We start from the raw sequence: 18,768 nt of genomic DNA, 5'->3' as shown, positions 1-18,768 counted from the left end.
TGATTGATGACCGTTTCGATTATCATGAAAACGCTGAACGAAGAAAAGCGCATCGCAGCGGCGATTGAAAGCGCATTGCAGGCCTTGCCGGGCGGCACGGTCGAAGTCATCGTGGCCGATAGCGGTTCCACCGACCGGACGGTCGAAATCGCCATGCACTATCCGGTGACCGTGGCGCAGATCGTCAATCCGGCCAGGCCCAGCTGCGGCATCGGCCCGCAATTGGGCTTCCAGTACAGTCATCACGATCTGGTCTGCCTCATGGATGGCGACATGCTGCTCGACAAGGATTTCCTCGGTGCGGCCATTGCGTTTCTCGAAGCCAATCCCCGGGTTGCGGGGGTGACGGGACATGTGGTGGAAATGAACGTCGACAATCTCGAATTCACCCGCCGGGTGCGCCGCGTGTCGCCGGAAAACCGGACAGGATCGATTGACCGCATGAATGGCGGCGGGCTTTACCGCCGCGCTGCCATCGCCGAGGCCGGCTATTTCTCCGACCGCAATCTGCACGGCTATGAGGAATTCGACCTGGGCGTGCGCCTGCGGTCGCTCGGATGGGAGCTGCACCGGCTTGACCGCCGTTTCGTCGCGCATTTCGGCCACTCCATCAACGCCTACACCTTGCTGGTGCGGCGCTGGCGGTCGAAATATCTGCGGGGCGTCGGGGAATTGCTGCGTGCCGCGCTTGGCCGCCCGCATTGGAACAAGCTGGTGCACGAGCTGCCGGAACTTCGCCTGTGGGCCGGGGTCTATCTGTGGTGGCTGGCGATGATCGGGCTTCTGGTTTTCCTGCCCGACAAGAAGATGGCCCTATTGATCGATGCCGCATTGATCGTTCTCGTCGTTGCCGCGATGAGCCTGAAACAGCGCAGTCTGTCGCTGGGCGTCTATGCCGTTGTCGCCTGGTGTTTCCATGCCGCCGCCCTGCCGCTCGGCTTTTTCCATCCCCGCCGCCAGCCGGATGACTGGATCGAGAGTAAGGTCATCTCCAAGGACCACTAGGCTGCCCTCAAAGACACAGGAATGCACCGCATCATGCTGAGACTGGTTGCCCTTGCTCTCGCTTTCCTGCTGGTTACCGGGGCGTCCCGGGCGGGCGATGTCTGGTCGCCGGTCCGGGAGGTGTCGCTCGAGCTGCAAAGCGGCAGTCCTCTCGATTTTTCCACGCTGCTGCCCAATCCGCCGATCAGCGAGCAGAGCCGGATCGTCATCAATGGAGACGGCCGGCTGGCCCGTGCGGATGCGGAGACGAGCCCCGTGCGGTTCCTGTGCGCATCGCTGGGCTGGAGCCCGGCCTCCGGCGGCTTTCCCGACCATGACGGGGCTGACCGCTATGCCCGCCAACTGAAAATGCATGGCTACAACATCGCGCGTTTTCATTTTGTCGATGCGGCGCTGATGTTCGGTCGTGCCGCTGATTTCGATTTCGATCCGGAAACCATGGACCGTTTCCGCTATCTGATGGCGGCGTTGAAGCGCAACGGCATTTACTGGATGATGGACGGTCTGAGTTCCACCCGCGGCGCCTATGGCGGATATGACGATCGCTGGAATCTCACCGGCGACATGAAGCTTGAGGTGCAGATCAATGAAAAGACTTTTCAGCACTGGCTGAAATTCCAGCAGCTGGTGCTGGCAACGGTCAATCCCTATACGGGAATCGCGCCGATCCGCGATCCGGCTCTGGTGGCGATCATCCCATTCAATGAAAACAGCATCGAGTTTGACAGCATCCTGCATCAACGCGATGGCCAGCCACAATATTCGCGGCTTCTACAACCTCCATTCAATGCCTGGTTGCAAAAACGGTATGCTTCGACGGCCGCGCTTTCCCGTGCATGGGGCGCGGTCGAGGCTGGCGAGCGGCTGGAGGACGCAACGGTCAGCCTGCCGGCCAATCGTTATGAAAAGACGCCGCGCATGCGCGACCTGCAGGCCTTCTTCGTCGATGTGGAAACGCGTTCCGCGGAACGCATGACGGCAGCGCTGCGCGATCTCGGCTACCGGGGCGTGGTGGCGCCCTACAACAATTGGCCGAGTGTCCAGACAAGCCTGACACGGGCGGGGCAGCAGGCGGTGTCGATGAACACCTATCAGGATTGGGTCGGGGGCTACGAGCCGGGCAGTTCGCTCGGTCAGAAGAGCTCGATCGCCGACGGGGCGGCTTACATGCGGATGATGGCGGCGGCGCGCTGGCTGAACCGCCCCTTTATCGTCACGGAATATGATCACCTCTTCTGGAGCCATTATCGTTACGAGGCCGGCATTGTCATGCCTGCCTACGCGGCATTGCAGAACTGGGACGTGCTGTGCCGCCATGGGCATGGCCCCATCGTGCTGGCCTATGGCGAGGATTTTGCCCATAAACGCCAGATGCTGCCCTATGCCATTGCGCTCGATCCGGTTGCGCGTGCGGGCGAAACGCTGGCGGCCCTGCTGTTCAGGCGCGGCGATGTGCAGGGCTCGCCGGTTTCCATCCCCTTCCGCATCCGGGGAATGGAGGATTTGACGCAGAACATGTATGAGCGGGAACCCGATGCATTGACGACGCTCGCCCTGCTTGCGGCAATCGGGTTGCAGAAGGATGCGCCATCGGCACCAGCCCACGGTCTGGTAGCGGCATCGCCCCGCGATCCCGCGTCCGGCGGCAAACTCATCGCCGCCATGCGCGACAGCAGGCTGCTTGCGCCCGAAAACAGCACGGACGCCGGCAAGGGCATTTTTGAGAGCGACACGAATGAGATCAGCCTGGACCAGAACAAGCTGCGCATGATGGTGAAAACCGGGCGAACCGAAGCCATTGCCTTCGCCGACCTTGCCGATACGGTCACGCTTGCCAACCTGACCGTCGGCAATGCCACGGGCAAGGGCCTGTTTGCCGTTTCAGCGCTGGATGACCGGCCGGTCAGCACCAGCCGCCGCCTGCTGCTCATCTACGCGACCGATGCCCAGAACACCGCCATGCGCTTTTCGGATGGGGAAGAACGGGTTATCGCCGATTTCGGCCGCCTCCCCGCCCGCATCAAGGTGGGAAGCGTCGATTTCTCCCTGCCCGGGAAAGGACGCTGGACCGTCTCGCCGGTGGGGCTGGATGGCAGGGTGCGGCCTGCGATTGCCCGGGGAAGCGGCGCTGTTGCAACGCGGCTTTCCAATGACGGACCCGAGGGACCCACCACCTATTTCCTTATTGAACGGCAAGAGTTCTAGAAGAAGTCCGATACGAGCCGGCTCCACGATTCACCGGCCAGTCCGCCGATATACATGTCGTTGCGGTCGATGGCGTTGAGGACGCCGGCATGACGCGTGCTGACGCAGGTATGGGCGCGATGCTTGTAATACATTGCCCTTTGCCGGGTTAAAGCGTCGAGTTGCCGGGGCTGCACGTGACCGCGGGCCGCCACAAGCCCGGCCTGTTCCAGATGATACATCATCCGGTTGATCACGAGCGCATCCTTGCCCTTCTGGGAAAATATGTTCATCACCTGGGCAATCATTCCGGGGCGTCCGAAATAGACAAAGCAGCCGATCAGCTCGGCGTTCTGATCCCAGACCGAGCGGATGTTCAGATCTCCCAGGCTTGCATTCAGTCTGGCGACATCCAGAATCCAGTTCAGCTCCGGCCCCGACCAGACAGGACGGACCGGATAGTCGGAGAGAAAGTCCTGGACGGTTGCCACGAACAGTTCCGGCGCCATGTCCTCGTCATGCATTCCCGCGCCCGGCTCGACATGCAGCCCCGGTATCATCCGTCTGATGATATGGTCGACCGGCCGTGCTATCGGCAGCCGGGCAGCATGGCGGCCAAGGGTTGACCGGCTGGCCGCCGACCGGGCAAAAAAACCGGCCGGCTGGAAAACCCGGCACCAGCCCAGCCCATGGACCGGCAACAGGGCGGCACGTGCCGCCTTGAACGCCCCGGCGCTGGCGGGGGAGGCGCTGTCGGTGAAACAGAGATCCTGATTGCGCGGCCGCATGGTCAGCGCGAGCTCGGCCGCGCCATGGCAGGGCATGTCGGGGTCCGTCATGAAAGCGCAGAGAAGACGCGCCGTTATGATCCCGCCGTCGACCATGTATTGCATCGGCACGGCCGAAACGACGCTGCTGATATGCCCTGCCGAAGTCTCGTGAACGATGCTGCCATATTGCTGCTGGTAGATCGGGCTGCCGAAAAACAGCTGTTGGAAATAATCGTTGAAGGCGTTGCTTGAATTGCTGGCTCGGTTGCGGAACGTTTTATAGAATAGGCGTCCGACCTGAGGAATATCGTCCACAGTCATCGGACGTATCTGTCTTCCCCGTTTCATCCCCATCCCCATGCAGACGTATATCCCGACTAACAGTCTGCACTATCTCGATGTTCGAAGCATATAGTCAATGCAACCATAGCGCGATTCTTCAATTCTGATGGCAAGATGTTCTACGTGGTAAACGATCTTTCCTGTGCAGCGACACGGCTGTTGCGCGCCAGACGAAGCAGAACCAGCCATGCGGCGATCATGATGGCGATCTCGATGACATATATCGAGACAAATGTTCCGAGCGGCGGTGCGACCCAGGTGGCCCAGGCAATCAGTCCCGCGCCAACCGCATTGGCGGTGTTGAGAATTGCCGCCCGGGGTCCGTGATATCCCGCCGCCCCAAGCGCATCGATTGCCACTGACCAGATGGCAAGAAAGACCACCGTTCCGCTCAAAATCCGGCAGAACGAGACCAATGACACATATTCGCGGCCGAAGAGAATGGGCAGGAACGGGGCGACGATGAAGATGGCAAGGGCCGAGCCGATGCCGATCCCCAGGGCGGCCAGCAATATCTTCTTGGTTCGCCCGATCGCGTTGTGAATGCCATCGATGCTCAGGCGGGCAAGGCCCGGATAAACCAGCCGGTTCATGGCATCGATGGAGAGATAGCTGCTGTCAACGATACGGCGCACGACGCCATAGCTGCCGACGACCTCGGGATTGGCCATGATGCCGAGCATGAGAAGATCGACGTTCTGGCGGATGGCGCGGAAGATGAAGGGGGTTGCAAAGAGAATGCCGAGACGGATTTCCTCACGCACGATCCGGTATTGCGGCCGGCCCAGTTTGCGCAATGACCACATATAGACGATCAGGACCAGCACATGGGCAGCGAACTGCCATATGGCCCAGTCAACCAGACTGGTCACGCCGAAAACCAGACAGGCAAGCGCGGCGGCGGCCGTCCGGGCAAAGGCAAAGCCGACGACGGAGCGGTTGGCCGCGGGAAACTGCGAATGACCGATAAAAATCTGTTCGGTCAGCAGAATGATGCGGACCAGGATGATGTTGGTGATGAGGATCAGCAGGATTGCGATGACATTCTCGACGGGATCGGGCGAAAGCTTCATCCAGAAGGGCAGAATGGCGATGCCGAGCAGCACCAGCACGACGCCGCTCGTCAGGGTCAGGATGAGGTTGTGCCCCATCATGACGGGGTACATGGCATGGTCGCGGGCGACGCGCCGCACCAGGCATTCCGAGGCGCCGAGGCCGCACAGATGCACGGCGATGCTGGTCACCGCCGTTACGGAAACGAAGACGCCGAATTCGACGGCGCCAAAGGAGCGGGCAAGAATGGCGAATGTCACCAGCTGCGCCGCATTGGCGATCAGCAGGCTGCCGCTCGACGCCGCATAGGACATGATCATCGGCAAGAGTCGCGGCAGTCCAGCGATGATTTCCGCAGCACTCAACTTCTTCATGTTCTACGACCTGGGCGGAGGGCTGGCATTTTCATCTTTATTGTTCAGCAGGCCAAAGGGAGATAGCCATTTATTAACCAAAATTTGCAATCTATCGTTTAGATATACATTACCGTTAAACCGTTACGGTTTGATTGATGCTTACAGAGTATTGTTGAATGTACAAACTGCGTGACGCGACGGGCAAACTGCAGCCGGCAGCTCCTATCAAGGGACCTGTCGTCGAGCCTCCTGTGCGTGACGAGCGGAAACCGGCCCAGGCCGCCGCCTTTTCCCTGCCGCACATCGATGTGAGTTCGCTGATTTCCTGGCTGCTTGCCCGCTGGTATTGGGTTTTGATCGGGGCCGTCGTTGGCGCGTTGATCGGCATCGGTTACGGGATGGGCGCGAAGCCGCGTTATACCGTCTATACGGACCTGCTCGTGCCGCCGGCCAATCTCCAGGTCCTGCCGAACGACATCTATGTGCAGAACCAGCAGGGCGACACGCAGCTGCTCGACGTCGAAAGCAAAATGCTGGTGCTGACCTCCGGCAATGTGTTGCGGCGCGTCGTCAGTGAGCTTGGCCTTGCCAGCGATCCGGAGTTTGTCGGCACGGATGGGCCGGGCTTCAGTCTCGGTTCATTGTTCGGCAGCAAGCCGGCGGTCGCCGACAAAACGCTGGCAGCCATGCGCAGCCTGTCCGAGAGAATAACCGCACGCCGCCAGGAGCGCTCCTACATGGTGACCATCGCGGCCTGGGCCAACAATCCCGATACGGCGGTACGCATTGCCAATGCACTGGCCAAGGCCTTCCAGGAGGAAGTCGCCCAGGCGGAGGCGGATGGAGCCGGACGCGCTGCCTCGGCCCTGACCGACCGCCTGGCGGAGCTGAAGCAGGGCGCTTCCGATGCGGAGGCCAAGGTGGCTGAATTCAAGCGCGATCATGGCCTCCAGACCAGCGCCGGTGAGCTGATCAGTTCGCAGTCCATGGCGCAGATCAACGTGAAGCTGGTGGATGCCAATGCCCGGCTGGTCGAAGCACAGTCGCGCTACAACGAGCTGACAGCCTCGACACCCAATCAGACGAGCCCGTCGGCGACATTGCAGTCGCCCACGCTCGCCAGCCTGCGCGCCCAGTATGCGACGGTCAAGCAGACGGTCGATTCCATGTCGATCACCTACGGGCCGCGTTATCCCGGACTGATCCGCGCCAGATCGCAGCTCGGTGGCCTGGAACAGCAGATATCGCAGGAAACCGGGCGCATCCTGCGGGCTGCGCAGGTCGATCTGGACCAGGCGAAATCCGTGGTCGATGCGCTCAAGCAGCAGGCGGCAAGCGCGCGCTCCTCCGTTTCCATGGACAATGATGCACAGGTGCGGCTGAACGATCTGGAACGCGACATGGCGACGAAAATCGCCATCTACCAGACCTTCCTGACGCGCGCCGGTGAAACGACGGAGCGCCAGCAACTCAACAGCACCAATATCCGGGTGATCTCGTCCGCAATACCGCCCCTGCGCCGCAGCTGGCCGCCGCGCACGGCGTTGCTTGCCGCCGGCGGAACATTTGCCGGATTGGGCCTGGGCGCCTGCCTTGCCATCGCCACCGGCCTGCTTGGGGTCATGCGCGCCGAGCGCAAGGCGAAGAACAGTTAAGCAGGATACGTTCTTTTATGGGAACAATCGAAACCAGAACTGCGCCCACGACCTCCGCAGCGGGTGGTGTCGGCGCATTGCTGTTCGTGGCGATTTTCCTGTTTTTCTGGATCACCACCACACCCTATGTCGATCTGACGGGCGCGGCTTCGGTCGATCCGAGCGCTGGAAACTCCAACGTGGTCAATCAGCTTGTTACGCTGGTTCTCTCGGCAGGATTGATCGCCTTCGGGTTGAGCAGCCCCCTGCGCCGGACGATCATGCAGCCGCGCGGGCTGCTCGTCCTGCTGTTCGCCTGGTTCATTCTGGTCTCCGCACTGTCCGCGCATCCCGATATCGCCCTCAAACGCATCGTCCTTGCCATTCTGGTTTGCGTGAACGCCAGTGTCTTCCTGCTGCTGCCGCAGTCCGACCGGCATTTTGGCAAGCTGCTTGGCCTGGCGACGCTCATCATGCTGGGCTTTGCCTATTTTGGCGTGATCGCCCTTCCCACACGGGCCATTCACCAGGCATCGGAAATCCGCGAGCCGATGAATGCGGGTTTCTGGCGTGGTCAATTTCCCCACAAGAACGTCGCGGCGGCCGTCATGGTGATGGCAGTGTTCTTCGGACTGTTCGTCCATAGCGCAGGCCAGAGACTGGCTGGTATCGCCATCATTGTCCTCTCGGTGGTGTTTCTGCTGCACACCGGCGGCAAGACATCCACCGCCGCATTGCCGGGTGTTCTCATCCTTGCCTGGATATTCGAGCGCTGGAAGTGGACGCGGGCGCTGATCGGCATTGCCGGGATTGCAATGTTCAACATTCTTGCCGTGGGATCGGCGGTGTTCGAACCGATACGATCCCTCATCACTGCCGCCGGCATCGATGCCACCTTTACCAACCGGACGGACATCTGGCGTTTCGCCTTTTCCGCCATCGCCCAAAAGCCCTTTACCGGCTATGGATTCCAGTCGTTCTGGCAAACCGAGGAGCTGGTCTACAGCGGCGGCAATGTCGAGACGTGGGCCGTTGCCGCCTATAACGGCCATAACGGCTATCTCGACACGCTTTTGACAACCGGGATACCGGGGCTGGTTCTCACGCTTATATGGTTGCTTTTTCTGCCGCTGCGCGACATAGGCAGGGCAGATAGAGCCGCCAACAATCCCGCCCTCACACGGCTTTTTGTTCGCGTCTGGCTGTACGGGATCTACACAGCCTGCGTGGAAAGCATGTTCTTCCAGAGCGGCAGCCCGTTATGGTTCGCATTCCTGTTCGCCGTGTTCGGCCTGCGCCTGCAAGCAAATGCCAGCATTGTCAGCCCAACACCTTCACAAGGTAGATTGACGGTCGCCCATGCCTGACATTCTGAAAAAACTGGATTATTGGTCGGACCGCATCACCGACAGGCTGATGCGCCGGATGCCCGGACCGCGCCTTAACATACCCGTATCGCGACCGGTCGTGTCCTTCACCTTCGATGACGTGCCAGATACGGCGCTGACCAACGGTGCACGCATACTCGAGGACCATGGCGTCCGCGGCACGTTCTATATCGCCGGATCGCTGGAAGGACAGATTGAACCCGGGCGTAGGCTGATTTCCCGCGAGGGATGCCGAGCCCTGGCGCAGCAGGGGCATGAGATCGGCTGCCATACCTTTTCCCACACGAAGGTGTCTCACATGGGCAACCGGCGGCTTGCCGCGGACCTGCAGCGGAACAAGGCCTATCTCGACAGTGTTGCACCGCAGGAGCGCCGCCGCAATTTCGCCTATCCCTACAATGCCGGTTCGTTCTGGGGGCGCGGCATTTTCGGCAGCCGTTTCGAAACCTGCCGTGCCGGCGGCGAACGCATCAATCGCGGCGCCGTCAATCCGGCCTTTCTCTGGGGCGTGGAAATCCGCCAGCCGGAAAGCCATGCGCGCGACCTGACCCATTGGATCGATCATTTGATCGCGGAGCCTGGCTGGCTTATCTTTTTCACCCACGATATCGCGCCGCAGCCGACGGATTTCGGGTGCACGGCGGAGACGTTCGAACGCCTCGTCGCCCATACACTGGCACTGGGATGCACGGTCCTGCCGGTGCGGGATGCGCTGGAACAATTCAGCGCGGGGAGGCATCCGTCGTGAACGCCTCCACCCCGTCGAAGCGCCTGCTCGCGATCAACAATTATTTCTATCGGCGCGGCGGCGCCGAAGCGATATTCCTCGAGCACATGCAGCTCTTTTCCGAGATCGGCTGGGAGGTCATTCCCTTTGCCATGCAGCATCCGGACAATGATGCCTCTGCCTGGTCGGAGCATTTTGTCTCTGAAATCGAGTATGGGCGGGAAAGCAGCCTTTTGACCAAAGTCGCCCAGGCCGGCAAGATCATCTACTCCTTCGAAGCGCAGCGCAGCATCGAAGCGCTGATCGAGCAGGCCCGGCCCGACATCGCCCACGCGCACAATGTCTATCATCACCTCTCGCCCTCGATCTTTGCCACGCTGAAAAAGGCAGGCATTCCGACCGTGATGACGGTGCATGACCTGAAGCTGGCCTGTCCCGCCTACAAGATGCTGGTTGACGGGCATGTCTGCGAGGAGTGCCGCGGCGGCCGGATCTACAATGTCGTGCGGCACCGCTGCATCAAGGGCTCACTTGTCCTCAGCGGCCTGGTGTTCCTGGAGACCATCGTGCATCGCGGGTTGGGGCTTTACCGGAACAAGGTCGACAGGTTCGTGGTGCCGAGCCGGTTCTACCGCGAGAAGCTGATCGAATGGGGCTGGCCAGCGGAACAGCTGGTCTATATCCCGAATTTTGTCGATACGCAGGAATTCGCCACCGGCTGGAGCGAAGGCGACTATTTCGTCTTTGCCGGACGTCTCGCGCCGGAGAAGGGGCTGGTTACCCTGATCCGCGCCGCGGCGCTGGCAAAACATCGGCTGGTGATTGCCGGAACCGGCCCGGACGAGGCCATGCTCAAGGCCCTCGTTGCGGAGCTGGGTGCGGATGTCACGTTCGCCGGATATGTCTCGGGCGGCAATCTGCGCCGCCTGATCGGCGAAGCCAGGGCATTGGTGTTGCCCTCCGAATGGTATGAAAACGCGCCGGTCAGCATCTTGGAAGCCTATGCGCTCGGCCGGCCGGTCATTGGCGCGGCGATCGGCGGCATTCCGGAAATGATCCGCGAGGGCGAAACAGGCATGACTGCCATTGCCGGCGATGCGGATGACCTGGCGCGTGCCATCGGTGCCATGGCGGACCTGACCGCTGCCGCCCGTTCGCGCATGGGCATGAATGGCCGCGAGTGGATCGCCCGCGACTTCTCGGCGGCTGCCTATCGCGACCGCATGGTCGATCTCTACGCCACGCTTGGAGTATCCTGATGGCTGACGGACGCGGTGCAGCAAAGCAACCCACGGTGATGATGCTCGGCCTGCGCGGCATCCCCGAGGTGCAGGGCGGCGTGGAAAAACATGTCGAGGAACTCAGCCGGCATTTTGTCGACAGGGGCTGGGATGTCACGGTTCTCGGCCGCAGGCGGTACCTGCTGACGCCCGATCCCTATACGTGGAAGCGGGTGAAGGTGCATCCGCTGTGGTCGCCCGGTTCGGTGAAATTCGAGGCGATCGCCCATACGGCGCTCGGCGTGCTGTTTGCCGCCTATCATCGTCCGGATATTCTGCACATCCATGCCATCGGCCCGGCGCTGATGACGCCGCTGGCCCGCCTCTTCGGCCTGAAGGTCGTCGTCACCCATCACGGCTATGATTACGACCGGCAGAAATGGGGCGGCCTTGCCAAGCTCATGCTGAAACTGGGCGAGAAGGCCGGCATGCGCTTTGCGCGCGCGCGCATTGCCGTGTCCAACGACATCGCGCGGACGATGGAAAGCCGCTACGGCGTGCCGGTGCAATATGTGCCGAACGGTGTGACGGTCCGCCGGAGCCAGACGGATACGGGCATTCTCGGGAAACTCGGGCTCACGTCGCGGCGCTATATCATGCTGGTTGCACGCATCGTGCCGGAAAAACGCCAGCACGATCTCATCGCGGCCTTTGCCAAACTGGCCGATCCCACGGTCAAGCTGGTTCTGGTGGGCTCGGCCGAATACATGGCGCATTATTCGCAGGACGTTGAAAAGCTTGCCGCTGATGTTCCCGGTGTGGTTCTCGCGGGCATGCAGACAGGCGACGATCTTTCCATCCTCTACGAGAACGCGGGGTTGTTCGTGCTGCCTTCCAGCCACGAAGGCATGCCGATTGCGTTGCTCGAGGCGATGGGCGCCGGGCTGCCGGTGCTGGCCAGCGACATCACGGCCAACCTTGCAATCGGCCTGCCCGCGCAGGACTATTTCCCGCTTGGCGACATTGAGCAATTGGCCGCGGCCATGCGGTCAAAGCTCGCCGTGCCGTTCGATTCCGGCAAAGCGGCGGAGCAGGGCGCTCTTGTGGCAGAACAATATGGCTGGCTGAACATCGCGGACCAGACGCTTGATGTTTACAACACGGTTTTGAAGCGCAAACCACACTGATCTCTTGGGGAAGAGTGGTGATCCCGACTGGATTCGAACCAGTGGCCTACAGATTAGGAAGCTTATTTCACTGATTTGAAATCAAATAGTTACAGCCGTATGTCGCGTCTATGTCGCGTTCATTTTAAAAGAGCTAGCTCCGCGGCCGCTAATTCTGCTGCATCATCGTTGCGTGGGAAGAGGTGGCCATAGGTATCCATTGTCAGTGTAATGGACGAATGGCCGAGCCTTTCCTGTACCATCTTTGGAGGCAGTGACAGCCCTCCATCCTCCCGGCGGTTGATACACCAAGACGCATAGAAATGCCTGATCGCATGAAACCCTGTGTATTTTGATCTCAAGACCGGATTTCCGTCCTTGTCGATCTCGCCGGTGTTGGTGGTGACGCCAGCAGAAACTTGTGCTGGAGAAAAACCGAGCTGCATGATTTTCGATAGGGACTCGACCTTGCCCAAGCTGTTCGGGAATACCAACTGTTCGGGCCGTATCTCTTCCGTGAGATGCTTTCCCTTTGAATCCTTTTGTCCGGTTCGGGGGCGGGGACATGAAAGCCGCCACGCCTTCAACGTATTGGCCACCAACGGCGGAATAGGTATCGTCCTCTCTCCGGCTTCCGATTTCGGCCGGCCGATTTGATTGAACCTGTCAGCGCGTTGCCGTACGTGAATTTCCCGCTTTTCAACATCGACATCGACCCAGCGTAGGCCGCGGATTTCAGAAGCGCGTAGGCCGGTGAATATCGCGGTCAGAAGCAATGGTCTCCATTTGCCCTCCAGAGCGTCTACGATGGCCTTTATCTCTTCCCGTGAGGGAATATCCACTCCAATACGCGGTTTGCCGCTCTGACGCTTCTCTAAGCGTCTGTCTTTGCCCTTCTGACGTGCCCGGCTTTTTTCCCTCGCAGCATTGCGGATCACCAGTCCACGCTCTTGGGCATCAGCCAAGAGGGAACCTAGGCTCACCATGACTTTGCGAACCATGGATGATGATCGGCCTTGCTCCATCATGTCATCCTCAAAGGATCTGATCACCGGCACGGTTAGGCGCGAAAGCAATGTGGATCCGAGAAAATGATTGATATGCAGGTCGAGGTGTTGTCGGTACTGAACGATGGTACCGCGCTCCAGCCCATTCTTTTCTGCGCGCTTGATCCATAGTTCGCCGGCCTCTTTGACCGTCGCGCTGGCGCTGTCGGCGACATGGACGCCTTCACGAACTTCTACGCTTGCTGTAGACGCGAAAACATCAGCTTCTTTTTTCAGCCTGAATGTCTTCAGCCGGCGAGTACCCCTGATATCGGTATAATCGACGACCCAGGCAGTTTTCTCTTCGCCCTTAGCATTCGTCCAATTGCGCTTGCGGATAGACATTAGAAGTCTTTTAAATCACTTTTGCGTTGGATCTCTTCAACTTGTTCGGGATCGAGGGCTTTGACAACCTCGTCATAACCCCTTGTTTCCCCAGTTTCAATTTTCCATTTTTCAAGAGCATTTTGGATTTCTCTTCGCACCGATTCATCGATGTCCATAACCCGCCCAGACACGACACCCTCCAGTGTCTCACGGATATCGTCGACCAAGCTGTCGATAATATCTCGCGGATCTCCAGTTGCCTTTAGAATGGCCAATAAACCATTGAGTTGCCTTAGCCTCTGCTGGAACGTCCATGGCTCCGGGAATGCGTGTTCCAATACCTGGACGATCTCTGCATTCATTGAGCGTCCATGCCTTTCGGCATGAAGTTTGATGCGATCCCTCATCCCATCCGGGAGCCGAATCATTACCTGCTCTGAGCCACGTCCTTGTTTAGCCATTGCAACCTCTTTCGAAATTTTTATTTAGCACTGTGCTAAATCCCAATTGACGTCAATATTAGCACGGTGCTAACACTTGTCTAACGTCAGCACCGTGCTGATACCATTGGCTGCAGGAATTTCCTATGAACGAAGAGACGATGAATTTGATCTGGGGCGCAGAAGAGATCGCCAAAATAATTGGCCGCTCGACACGTGCAACTTTTCACATACTCGATAGCGGTGAGCTGCCGGCAAGAAAAGTCGGAGGCCGTTGGGTGGTCGAACGCAGCCAACTGATCCGCTTCTTTATGGAAAATGTGGCGTGACGGTATTCACTTCAGCCGGCACGTCGCAATTGCGTTTCGGTGTGACGCCTGTGGAAACTGTGTCTCCATGATACGCCTCACGCGCCAAGAACAGGACAGAATCCTCACCGCGCACGGCATTGTCGAGCTCGCGTCCGACGAAGTACCGATTTTCAATGGCAAAGATTTTGTGATTGTCCGGCCACAGCTCTTAGACAAGCCCTATCAAAACCGTCACGACCGTCGTGCGGCCGCTAAGGACGCCAGGCGGAGCAAATCGACATGAGCGACAAATTCACAGCCGATAAGCTGGCGTGGTTGGAACAGATTGCCTGCGATCCTGATCTATCGATTCTGGCTAAAGCTGTCGCGATGGTGATTGCCGTTCGTTACCTAAATCGCGAAAGTGGCGATGCCTGGCCTGCGGTTGAGACACTGGCCACGGACGTAGGGCGCGGCAAGACGCAAATCCATGAGGCGCTGAAAGCTCTAGAATTGCGAGGGCATCTGCAAATAACGCTCACGGCCGGTGGCAAAGGTCAGACCAACCGTTACCGCCCGTTCCTAAAACCCTCCGAAAAACCGGAGGGCAAATCTCGCATACCCTCCGGCTATCCAAACCGTTCGGAAACTCAAACCCTCCGAAATTCCGGACGAAACCCTTCGGAATTCCGGATGAAACCCTCCGAAAAACCGAAGGGGAATCCCATTGAAGAACCTATTGAAGAACCTATTGAAAGAGAATCTATCTCTCCGCCGTTGAAACGCCCGCTCGCAGAAAGCAGGGACGCAGAGTTCGATCAGTTCTGGCGCGTCTACCCTCGACGTGAGGCCAAGGCAACGGCGCGCCGTGCTTACGAGAAAGCACGCAAGGTCGTTTCGGTGGAGACAATATTGGAAGGCGCTATTCGGTATGCGAAGGAGCGGGCTTTCGAGGATCCAAAGTACACAAAGCATCCCGCAACATGGCTCACCGGCGAGTGTTGGGGCGACGAGCCTCGCCAGCCACAGATCATCCCCCCACAAGCCCAGCGTTCAACAGGACGAGCGAGGTCCTATACCGATGAAGCGATGGAATTAATCGCTCGCAGACGACAGGAAGAACAATCATGACCGATATGATCAACGCGAGTTCAGCGTCACTTGTGCCATACCAATTGATGCGCAGCCTCATCGCGCCGGCGGAACATAAGCGTGACCTCCAGCCGTTCTTGAAACGAGCGGTCTCAGATAATGGCGTGCTATCGCCGCTGTTCGGGCAGTACCACGATCCGAATGGACTCTCGAAGGCAAGGCAGTGGCTTTCTGACGTTCCCGGCGTTTCCGACCTCAGATCGGCCGAGATTGAATTCGCCGATGCCGCGAACACGAAAGCTACACATGAGCAGGTGACGTTCCTGATTGCAAGAATGATGGATGCTTTCCCCCAGGCGCGCCTAACCAGCATTGAACCGTATGTCGATGCATTGGCACTTCTCGTCGACTTTGATGACAGCGAAGACGAACCTGCGCCACCAATCTCGCAATACGCAATCGCACTGGCGATGTATCGAATCCATCAAACATCAAGATTTGTGCCATCAGTCGCTGAAGTAATAGCCGCGGCGCGAAAGGCTCGTGGAGAGTTCGTCTTTGCTGAGACCAGATGCAGAAGGTTGATCGAAATAACGGAAAGCGCGGAGCAATACCTTCGAGATGAAGGTGATCTGGAATGATCAATAACATTGACGCCAAAGTGGGCAGACGTGATCGCCCACAAACGCAAACCGCTCCCAAGCCGGTGGCAAGAGAGCGGTCAAGGAGGTTCCCCAAGGGTGACTCTGTGAGAACCCGACTAACGTCGCATCAAAGATTTCAACAAAAGTTAACAAGGAGTTCTTTCATGAAGGATGACCTGCATTCAGATCGCAGTCTCGTCGTTTCGATCTCGGCCGCCAAGCCGCGAACATTTCTAGAAGCTGTGTCAGAGCAGGGTATTGCTTGTGACCGCAGCAGAGACCTAGCGCAGTGGCAGCAAGAAATATCGGCGTCGGCCAGTGCGTTGGATTTTCCTACGCTTGCTGCGGCAGCGATCAAAAATGGCCTTCCTCCCTCTCTATTTCGAAGCCTTTGCGACACGTTACGCGACAACCGCTGGATCGCTGACGCGATTGCTCGCGACATTCCAAATCTCGGCAGGGATGGCCCTGATGCCAACTGACCAAAATCAATCCGGGGATTCCAACGTCGTTCAGTTCCGCGAAGGTCGAATTCCCGCACGCCAAACTTATGGCGATGCCTTTTACCGACAGCTGAAAGAGAGGAACCATCCCATGATCGAGGACACAGACACTGCGGAAACGGCGAGAATAAAGTCGATCATCACCAGCGATGAGGGAAAGAAATTTCGAACGCTGGCGTTCTACGTCTCTTTCGAGACGACTAACTCTCCGGAGCAATTTCAGGCGATCGTGCGATCGTTTCTTGAAGATGCCGGACCTGGCAACGGCGCATAGCGCCCGCTTTGCCATCACCTAATCCCGAAGCAGATGAAAAGGAAAATCGTGATGACCTCTAATCACTCATCGCGGCCGACAAAAGAGGATTGGCTGGCGGCTTTTGACCACGACAGTGCGTTGGCTCGCCGACCTCTTCAGCAAAGCCTCATGCGATCGAAGGGAAAGACTTTCTGGGATACCTATTGGGAACGGTTCGAACAGAGCCTCTCCGTTGCAAGAGATCATTTGTCATCGCCCGATGTCGTGTCACGCTTTAAATGTGACCAGGCCGTGATTGTTGCTGGTTGCTTCGACATTGATTTCAAATCGATCATGCCCACCCCTTTGGGCACCTTTCATCACCCGGAGTTGATCGCTGAGTTTCGACGCAACCTCATACGTAAGCGCTCGATCATGGGGTTGCCAGCAACTGCCACTTTGTATGGGCAGCACCACCAAGCAATTCTAACCGCCGTCTTCGATGGAACTAAACCGGTTGAGCAGTTCCAGAAAATCTTAGCCAAACATCTTGCCAGTCACGCCGGCCAGTATCGCGCTCGGCCGCTGACCTAGGTCGCCTGCAGTTTCTCCGAACAATGCGAGGTGCACCGACAAAGCCACAAGTTCTGATCTGCCTGAACCGAATTCTAACCCATGGTGAAAAAGATGAACCGTCTGAAAAACATGATTAAACGTCCGAAGAATACGGAAATATCCGCGATCGAGGATGAAGTCTTGACCCTCACAACCAAACGCACCGATATTGTTGCGCGTCGTGCAGCGGCCGTAAAGGCCGCCGACGAGGCGCGCGAGCAACGAAAGATTGCATTGATCGATAGCTCTGAGACCAGCATCGATCCATTCAATGATGAGATTACCCGACAAGAAGGCGTCGTTGGCACTTGTGACAGTGTTGTCGCTGAGATTGATCAAATGCTTGCTGCTGCCCGCCTGCGGCTCGAAGCCGCTCGCTCTGCCGATCTGCGAGCAAAGAACGCAACCACACTCGAGGAGGTCGCAACGACTGTTGAAAAACACGCAGGTGAGCTCGAAGTAGCATTGAAACCCGTTGCGGCCATTTTGGCAAAAATCCGCAAGGCCTTGCCGGAAAATGTGGCAATATACAATCCAGCTAATCGCCCTGAAGGCAGAACGGAAAAAAATCATCACGCTTCATCACGTGAGATTGTTTCTGCGCTCCTGGCTGAGGCAATCGCACACGTCGCGCCAGATACCTTCGACGAGGAGACCAACTATAAAAGAGAAAATGCGCTGTTCCGCGTCGTCGTCGACGAGTGGGAACCCGGAGTGCGCTTTCGGGAAAGGCGTGATCCGTCATCTGCTTCCGCGGCGGCCCGATTGCTCGTTGGCGATAGACTCCGGCAACGAGCAACAGCGATCAGGGATGGTAAAGCACCGGCGGAGATTCATGGAACGCCAATTTATGTTCCTAGTGTGGATGTTCCGCAGACCAGCATCGATCTCTTCGTGGTTAAGAACTTTTCCTACATCAAGGACAGGCTTGGCCGATACGAATTGCATGCACAAGGTTCGACAGCCGTTCTTGACGTAAAAATAGCCACGGTAGCTATCGAGAAAGGCTTTGCTCTTCGTCTGGATAGCGATGAGGGCAGGCAGGCTTATGACGCGCATCTAGAAAACCTGAAAACTTATCAGCCGTGGAATAGCAGCTTGTCTACGGACGAATGTGAGCCGCTTGGCAATATTCTCAACTTCGAGTTGGAAGAGGGTTCCAATCCGCTCCAGATTTCGTCAGAGCGGGGACGACATACGGCTGAACCATCTGCGATTAAACCCGCACGTCGGATTCCGGAATTTTCATGGGAAGACGATTAATCAACGTAACGTGGGGCGCTCCACGCGCGGTTCGCCCCACTATTCTCCCTCTCAACTTTCCTAAGGAACACACTATGTCGAACCAAATCGAATTTAATGCAGCAAGCCGTAGACAAGGATCGATCGGCGCCAGCCCCATCAGTTCGGTTGATCCATCCTCCGGCACAGGTAGCCCAGTAACCGATCAACTTTCCACTCTCATCGACAACCATCAAGCCTCGCTTGCCGAGGTCGATATTGCGATCGAGCAGGATCCGAGTGAGGGGAGCGAAGGTTTGCAGCTTGCGTTCGAGAAAGAGCAGATCGCACTTGAACAACTGCTGCAATACTCACCGCGAAATCTTGGCGAAGTTAATTTCAAATCCTCCTATTTTCTTGAACGCTCAGATTTTCTGGGATGTGAGGATCCTCACATGCTGATGTTCCTACGAGCAATGGTGCAAGTCGCTTAGGATAGAGAGAAATGCA

The 18,768-nt window shown here is 58.0% G+C and carries 20 protein-coding genes; 16 read left to right on the top strand and 4 right to left on the bottom strand.

Annotation, left to right across the window (positions count from 1 at the left end; all coding sequences use genetic code 11):
* Positions 1 to 6: 6 nt before the first annotated feature.
* A complete protein-coding gene (locus tag J1W56_RS12465; RefSeq protein WP_223613621.1) occupies positions 7 to 1,005 on the top strand; it encodes a glycosyltransferase in 999 nt (332 codons plus the stop codon).
* 33 nt (positions 1,006 to 1,038) lie between these two features.
* Complete coding sequence (locus J1W56_RS12460) at positions 1,039 to 3,210, top strand: glycoside hydrolase (protein ID WP_223613620.1); 2,172 nt, start codon at positions 1,039 to 1,041, stop codon at positions 3,208 to 3,210.
* On the opposite strand, the gene J1W56_RS12455 is transcribed toward J1W56_RS12460, so the two are convergent.
* Both J1W56_RS12455 and J1W56_RS12450 read right to left on the bottom strand, forming a co-directional pair.
* A complete protein-coding gene (locus tag J1W56_RS12455) occupies positions 3,207 to 4,307 on the bottom strand; it encodes a GNAT family N-acetyltransferase (RefSeq protein ID WP_223613619.1) in 1,101 nt (366 codons plus the stop codon). The two genes, J1W56_RS12460 and J1W56_RS12455, sit on opposite strands and share 4 nt — an antisense overlap.
* 113 nt (positions 4,308 to 4,420) lie before the next feature.
* Positions 4,421 to 5,728 carry a lipopolysaccharide biosynthesis protein gene (locus tag J1W56_RS12450; protein WP_223613618.1) on the bottom strand — a complete coding sequence of 436 codons (1,308 nt, stop codon included), beginning with the start codon at positions 5,726 to 5,728 and terminating at the stop codon, positions 4,421 to 4,423.
* A 158-nt stretch (positions 5,729 to 5,886) separates the two neighbouring features.
* Between J1W56_RS12450 and J1W56_RS12445 the strand changes: the two genes are divergently transcribed.
* The 5 genes from J1W56_RS12445 to J1W56_RS12425 are packed head-to-tail and all read left to right on the top strand — an operon-like array spanning position 5,887 to position 11,866.
* Positions 5,887 to 7,365, top strand: a complete 1,479-nt coding sequence (locus J1W56_RS12445; protein ID WP_223613617.1) for a GumC family protein — start codon at positions 5,887 to 5,889, stop codon at positions 7,363 to 7,365.
* Positions 7,366 to 7,382: 17 nt separating this feature from the next.
* Positions 7,383 to 8,711 carry an O-antigen ligase family protein gene (locus J1W56_RS12440; RefSeq protein ID WP_223613616.1) on the top strand — a complete coding sequence of 443 codons (1,329 nt, stop codon included), beginning with the start codon at positions 7,383 to 7,385 and terminating at the stop codon, positions 8,709 to 8,711.
* Positions 8,704 to 9,480: a polysaccharide deacetylase family protein gene (locus tag J1W56_RS12435; RefSeq protein ID WP_223613615.1), complete on the top strand. Its 777-nt coding sequence runs from the start codon at positions 8,704 to 8,706 to the stop codon at positions 9,478 to 9,480. Before J1W56_RS12440 ends, J1W56_RS12435 begins: the two co-directional genes overlap by 8 nt.
* The gene (locus J1W56_RS12430; RefSeq protein WP_223613614.1) at positions 9,477 to 10,718 is read left to right on the top strand and encodes a glycosyltransferase family 4 protein; all 1,242 of its coding nucleotides are present in this window, start codon (positions 9,477 to 9,479) and stop codon (positions 10,716 to 10,718) included. The genes J1W56_RS12435 and J1W56_RS12430 overlap by 4 nt, the downstream gene beginning before the upstream one ends.
* Positions 10,718 to 11,866, top strand: a complete 1,149-nt coding sequence (locus tag J1W56_RS12425; RefSeq protein ID WP_223613613.1) for a glycosyltransferase family 4 protein — start codon at positions 10,718 to 10,720, stop codon at positions 11,864 to 11,866. Before J1W56_RS12430 ends, J1W56_RS12425 begins: the two co-directional genes overlap by 1 nt.
* Before the next feature lie 119 nt (positions 11,867 to 11,985).
* Here the strand turns inward: J1W56_RS12425 and J1W56_RS12420 are convergent, their stop codons facing one another.
* Entirely contained in the window at positions 11,986 to 13,236 is a 1,251-nt protein-coding gene (locus J1W56_RS12420) for a tyrosine-type recombinase/integrase (RefSeq protein ID WP_223613612.1), read from the bottom strand.
* The gene (locus tag J1W56_RS12415) at positions 13,236 to 13,679 is read right to left on the bottom strand and encodes an Arc family DNA-binding protein (RefSeq protein WP_223613611.1); all 444 of its coding nucleotides are present in this window, start codon (positions 13,677 to 13,679) and stop codon (positions 13,236 to 13,238) included. Before J1W56_RS12415 ends, J1W56_RS12420 begins: the two co-directional genes overlap by 1 nt.
* A 125-nt stretch (positions 13,680 to 13,804) precedes the next feature.
* Here J1W56_RS12415 and J1W56_RS12410 point away from each other — a divergent pair, with 125 nt between their 5' ends.
* The 9 genes from J1W56_RS12410 to J1W56_RS12370 all read left to right on the top strand — a co-directional run bounded on the left by J1W56_RS12410 (position 13,805) and on the right by J1W56_RS12370 (position 18,752).
* Positions 13,805 to 13,987: a helix-turn-helix domain-containing protein gene (locus J1W56_RS12410; RefSeq protein WP_223613610.1), complete on the top strand. Its 183-nt coding sequence runs from the start codon at positions 13,805 to 13,807 to the stop codon at positions 13,985 to 13,987.
* Between the two features lie 67 nt (positions 13,988 to 14,054).
* On the top strand, positions 14,055 to 14,252 hold the full coding sequence (locus tag J1W56_RS12405) for a hypothetical protein (protein ID WP_223613609.1): 198 nt from the start codon (positions 14,055 to 14,057) through the stop codon (positions 14,250 to 14,252).
* Positions 14,249 to 15,079 carry a helix-turn-helix domain-containing protein gene (locus tag J1W56_RS12400; RefSeq protein WP_223613608.1) on the top strand — a complete coding sequence of 277 codons (831 nt, stop codon included), beginning with the start codon at positions 14,249 to 14,251 and terminating at the stop codon, positions 15,077 to 15,079. Before J1W56_RS12405 ends, J1W56_RS12400 begins: the two co-directional genes overlap by 4 nt.
* Positions 15,076 to 15,681 (top strand): hypothetical protein, encoded by a 606-nt coding sequence (locus J1W56_RS12395; protein ID WP_223613607.1) that lies wholly within the window; start codon positions 15,076 to 15,078, stop codon positions 15,679 to 15,681. The genes J1W56_RS12400 and J1W56_RS12395 overlap by 4 nt, the downstream gene beginning before the upstream one ends.
* A 167-nt stretch (positions 15,682 to 15,848) precedes the next feature.
* Entirely contained in the window at positions 15,849 to 16,166 is a 318-nt protein-coding gene (locus J1W56_RS12390; RefSeq protein WP_223613606.1) for a hypothetical protein, read from the top strand.
* Complete coding sequence (locus J1W56_RS12385; protein ID WP_223613605.1) at positions 16,156 to 16,461, top strand: hypothetical protein; 306 nt, start codon at positions 16,156 to 16,158, stop codon at positions 16,459 to 16,461. The genes J1W56_RS12390 and J1W56_RS12385 overlap by 11 nt, the downstream gene beginning before the upstream one ends.
* Before the next feature lie 51 nt (positions 16,462 to 16,512).
* On the top strand, positions 16,513 to 17,016 hold the full coding sequence (locus J1W56_RS12380; protein WP_223613604.1) for a hypothetical protein: 504 nt from the start codon (positions 16,513 to 16,515) through the stop codon (positions 17,014 to 17,016).
* Between the two features lie 93 nt (positions 17,017 to 17,109).
* Complete coding sequence (locus J1W56_RS12375; protein WP_223613603.1) at positions 17,110 to 18,300, top strand: hypothetical protein; 1,191 nt, start codon at positions 17,110 to 17,112, stop codon at positions 18,298 to 18,300.
* Positions 18,301 to 18,374: 74 nt separating this feature from the next.
* The gene (locus J1W56_RS12370; RefSeq protein WP_223613602.1) at positions 18,375 to 18,752 is read left to right on the top strand and encodes a hypothetical protein; all 378 of its coding nucleotides are present in this window, start codon (positions 18,375 to 18,377) and stop codon (positions 18,750 to 18,752) included.
* Positions 18,753 to 18,768 lie beyond the last annotated feature (16 nt).

The organism is Phyllobacterium calauticae (assembly GCF_019991125.1).
GTDB classification, from domain to species: Bacteria; Pseudomonadota; Alphaproteobacteria; order Rhizobiales; family Rhizobiaceae; genus Phyllobacterium; species Phyllobacterium calauticae.
The sequence above is the reverse complement of the archived record's forward strand: the minus strand, read 5'-3'. Positions and strand labels throughout refer to the sequence as shown.

Bases quoted from the DNA above. Each gene is read 5' to 3' on its own strand.
- J1W56_RS12465 (WP_223613621.1), top strand. From the start codon at position 7: ATGACCGTTTCGATTATCATGAAAACGCTGAACGAAGAAAAGCGCATC.
- J1W56_RS12460 (WP_223613620.1), top strand. From the start codon at position 1,039: ATGCTGAGACTGGTTGCCCTTGCTCTCGCTTTCCTGCTGGTTACCGGG.
- J1W56_RS12455 (WP_223613619.1), bottom strand. From the start codon at position 4,307: ATGAAACGGGGAAGACAGATACGTCCGATGACTGTGGACGATATTCCT.
- J1W56_RS12450 (WP_223613618.1), bottom strand. From the start codon at position 5,728: ATGAAGAAGTTGAGTGCTGCGGAAATCATCGCTGGACTGCCGCGACTC.
- J1W56_RS12445 (WP_223613617.1), top strand. From the start codon at position 5,887: ATGTACAAACTGCGTGACGCGACGGGCAAACTGCAGCCGGCAGCTCCT.
- J1W56_RS12440 (WP_223613616.1), top strand. From the start codon at position 7,383: ATGGGAACAATCGAAACCAGAACTGCGCCCACGACCTCCGCAGCGGGT.
- J1W56_RS12435 (WP_223613615.1), top strand. From the start codon at position 8,704: ATGCCTGACATTCTGAAAAAACTGGATTATTGGTCGGACCGCATCACC.
- J1W56_RS12425 (WP_223613613.1), top strand. From the start codon at position 10,718: ATGGCTGACGGACGCGGTGCAGCAAAGCAACCCACGGTGATGATGCTC.
- J1W56_RS12420 (WP_223613612.1), bottom strand. From the start codon at position 13,236: ATGTCTATCCGCAAGCGCAATTGGACGAATGCTAAGGGCGAAGAGAAA.
- J1W56_RS12415 (WP_223613611.1), bottom strand. From the start codon at position 13,679: ATGGCTAAACAAGGACGTGGCTCAGAGCAGGTAATGATTCGGCTCCCG.
- J1W56_RS12410 (WP_223613610.1), top strand. From the start codon at position 13,805: ATGAACGAAGAGACGATGAATTTGATCTGGGGCGCAGAAGAGATCGCC.
- J1W56_RS12405 (WP_223613609.1), top strand. From the start codon at position 14,055: ATGATACGCCTCACGCGCCAAGAACAGGACAGAATCCTCACCGCGCAC.
- J1W56_RS12400 (WP_223613608.1), top strand. From the start codon at position 14,249: ATGAGCGACAAATTCACAGCCGATAAGCTGGCGTGGTTGGAACAGATT.
- J1W56_RS12395 (WP_223613607.1), top strand. From the start codon at position 15,076: ATGACCGATATGATCAACGCGAGTTCAGCGTCACTTGTGCCATACCAA.
- J1W56_RS12390 (WP_223613606.1), top strand. From the start codon at position 15,849: ATGAAGGATGACCTGCATTCAGATCGCAGTCTCGTCGTTTCGATCTCG.
- J1W56_RS12385 (WP_223613605.1), top strand. From the start codon at position 16,156: ATGCCAACTGACCAAAATCAATCCGGGGATTCCAACGTCGTTCAGTTC.
- J1W56_RS12380 (WP_223613604.1), top strand. From the start codon at position 16,513: ATGACCTCTAATCACTCATCGCGGCCGACAAAAGAGGATTGGCTGGCG.
- J1W56_RS12375 (WP_223613603.1), top strand. From the start codon at position 17,110: ATGAACCGTCTGAAAAACATGATTAAACGTCCGAAGAATACGGAAATA.
- J1W56_RS12370 (WP_223613602.1), top strand. From the start codon at position 18,375: ATGTCGAACCAAATCGAATTTAATGCAGCAAGCCGTAGACAAGGATCG.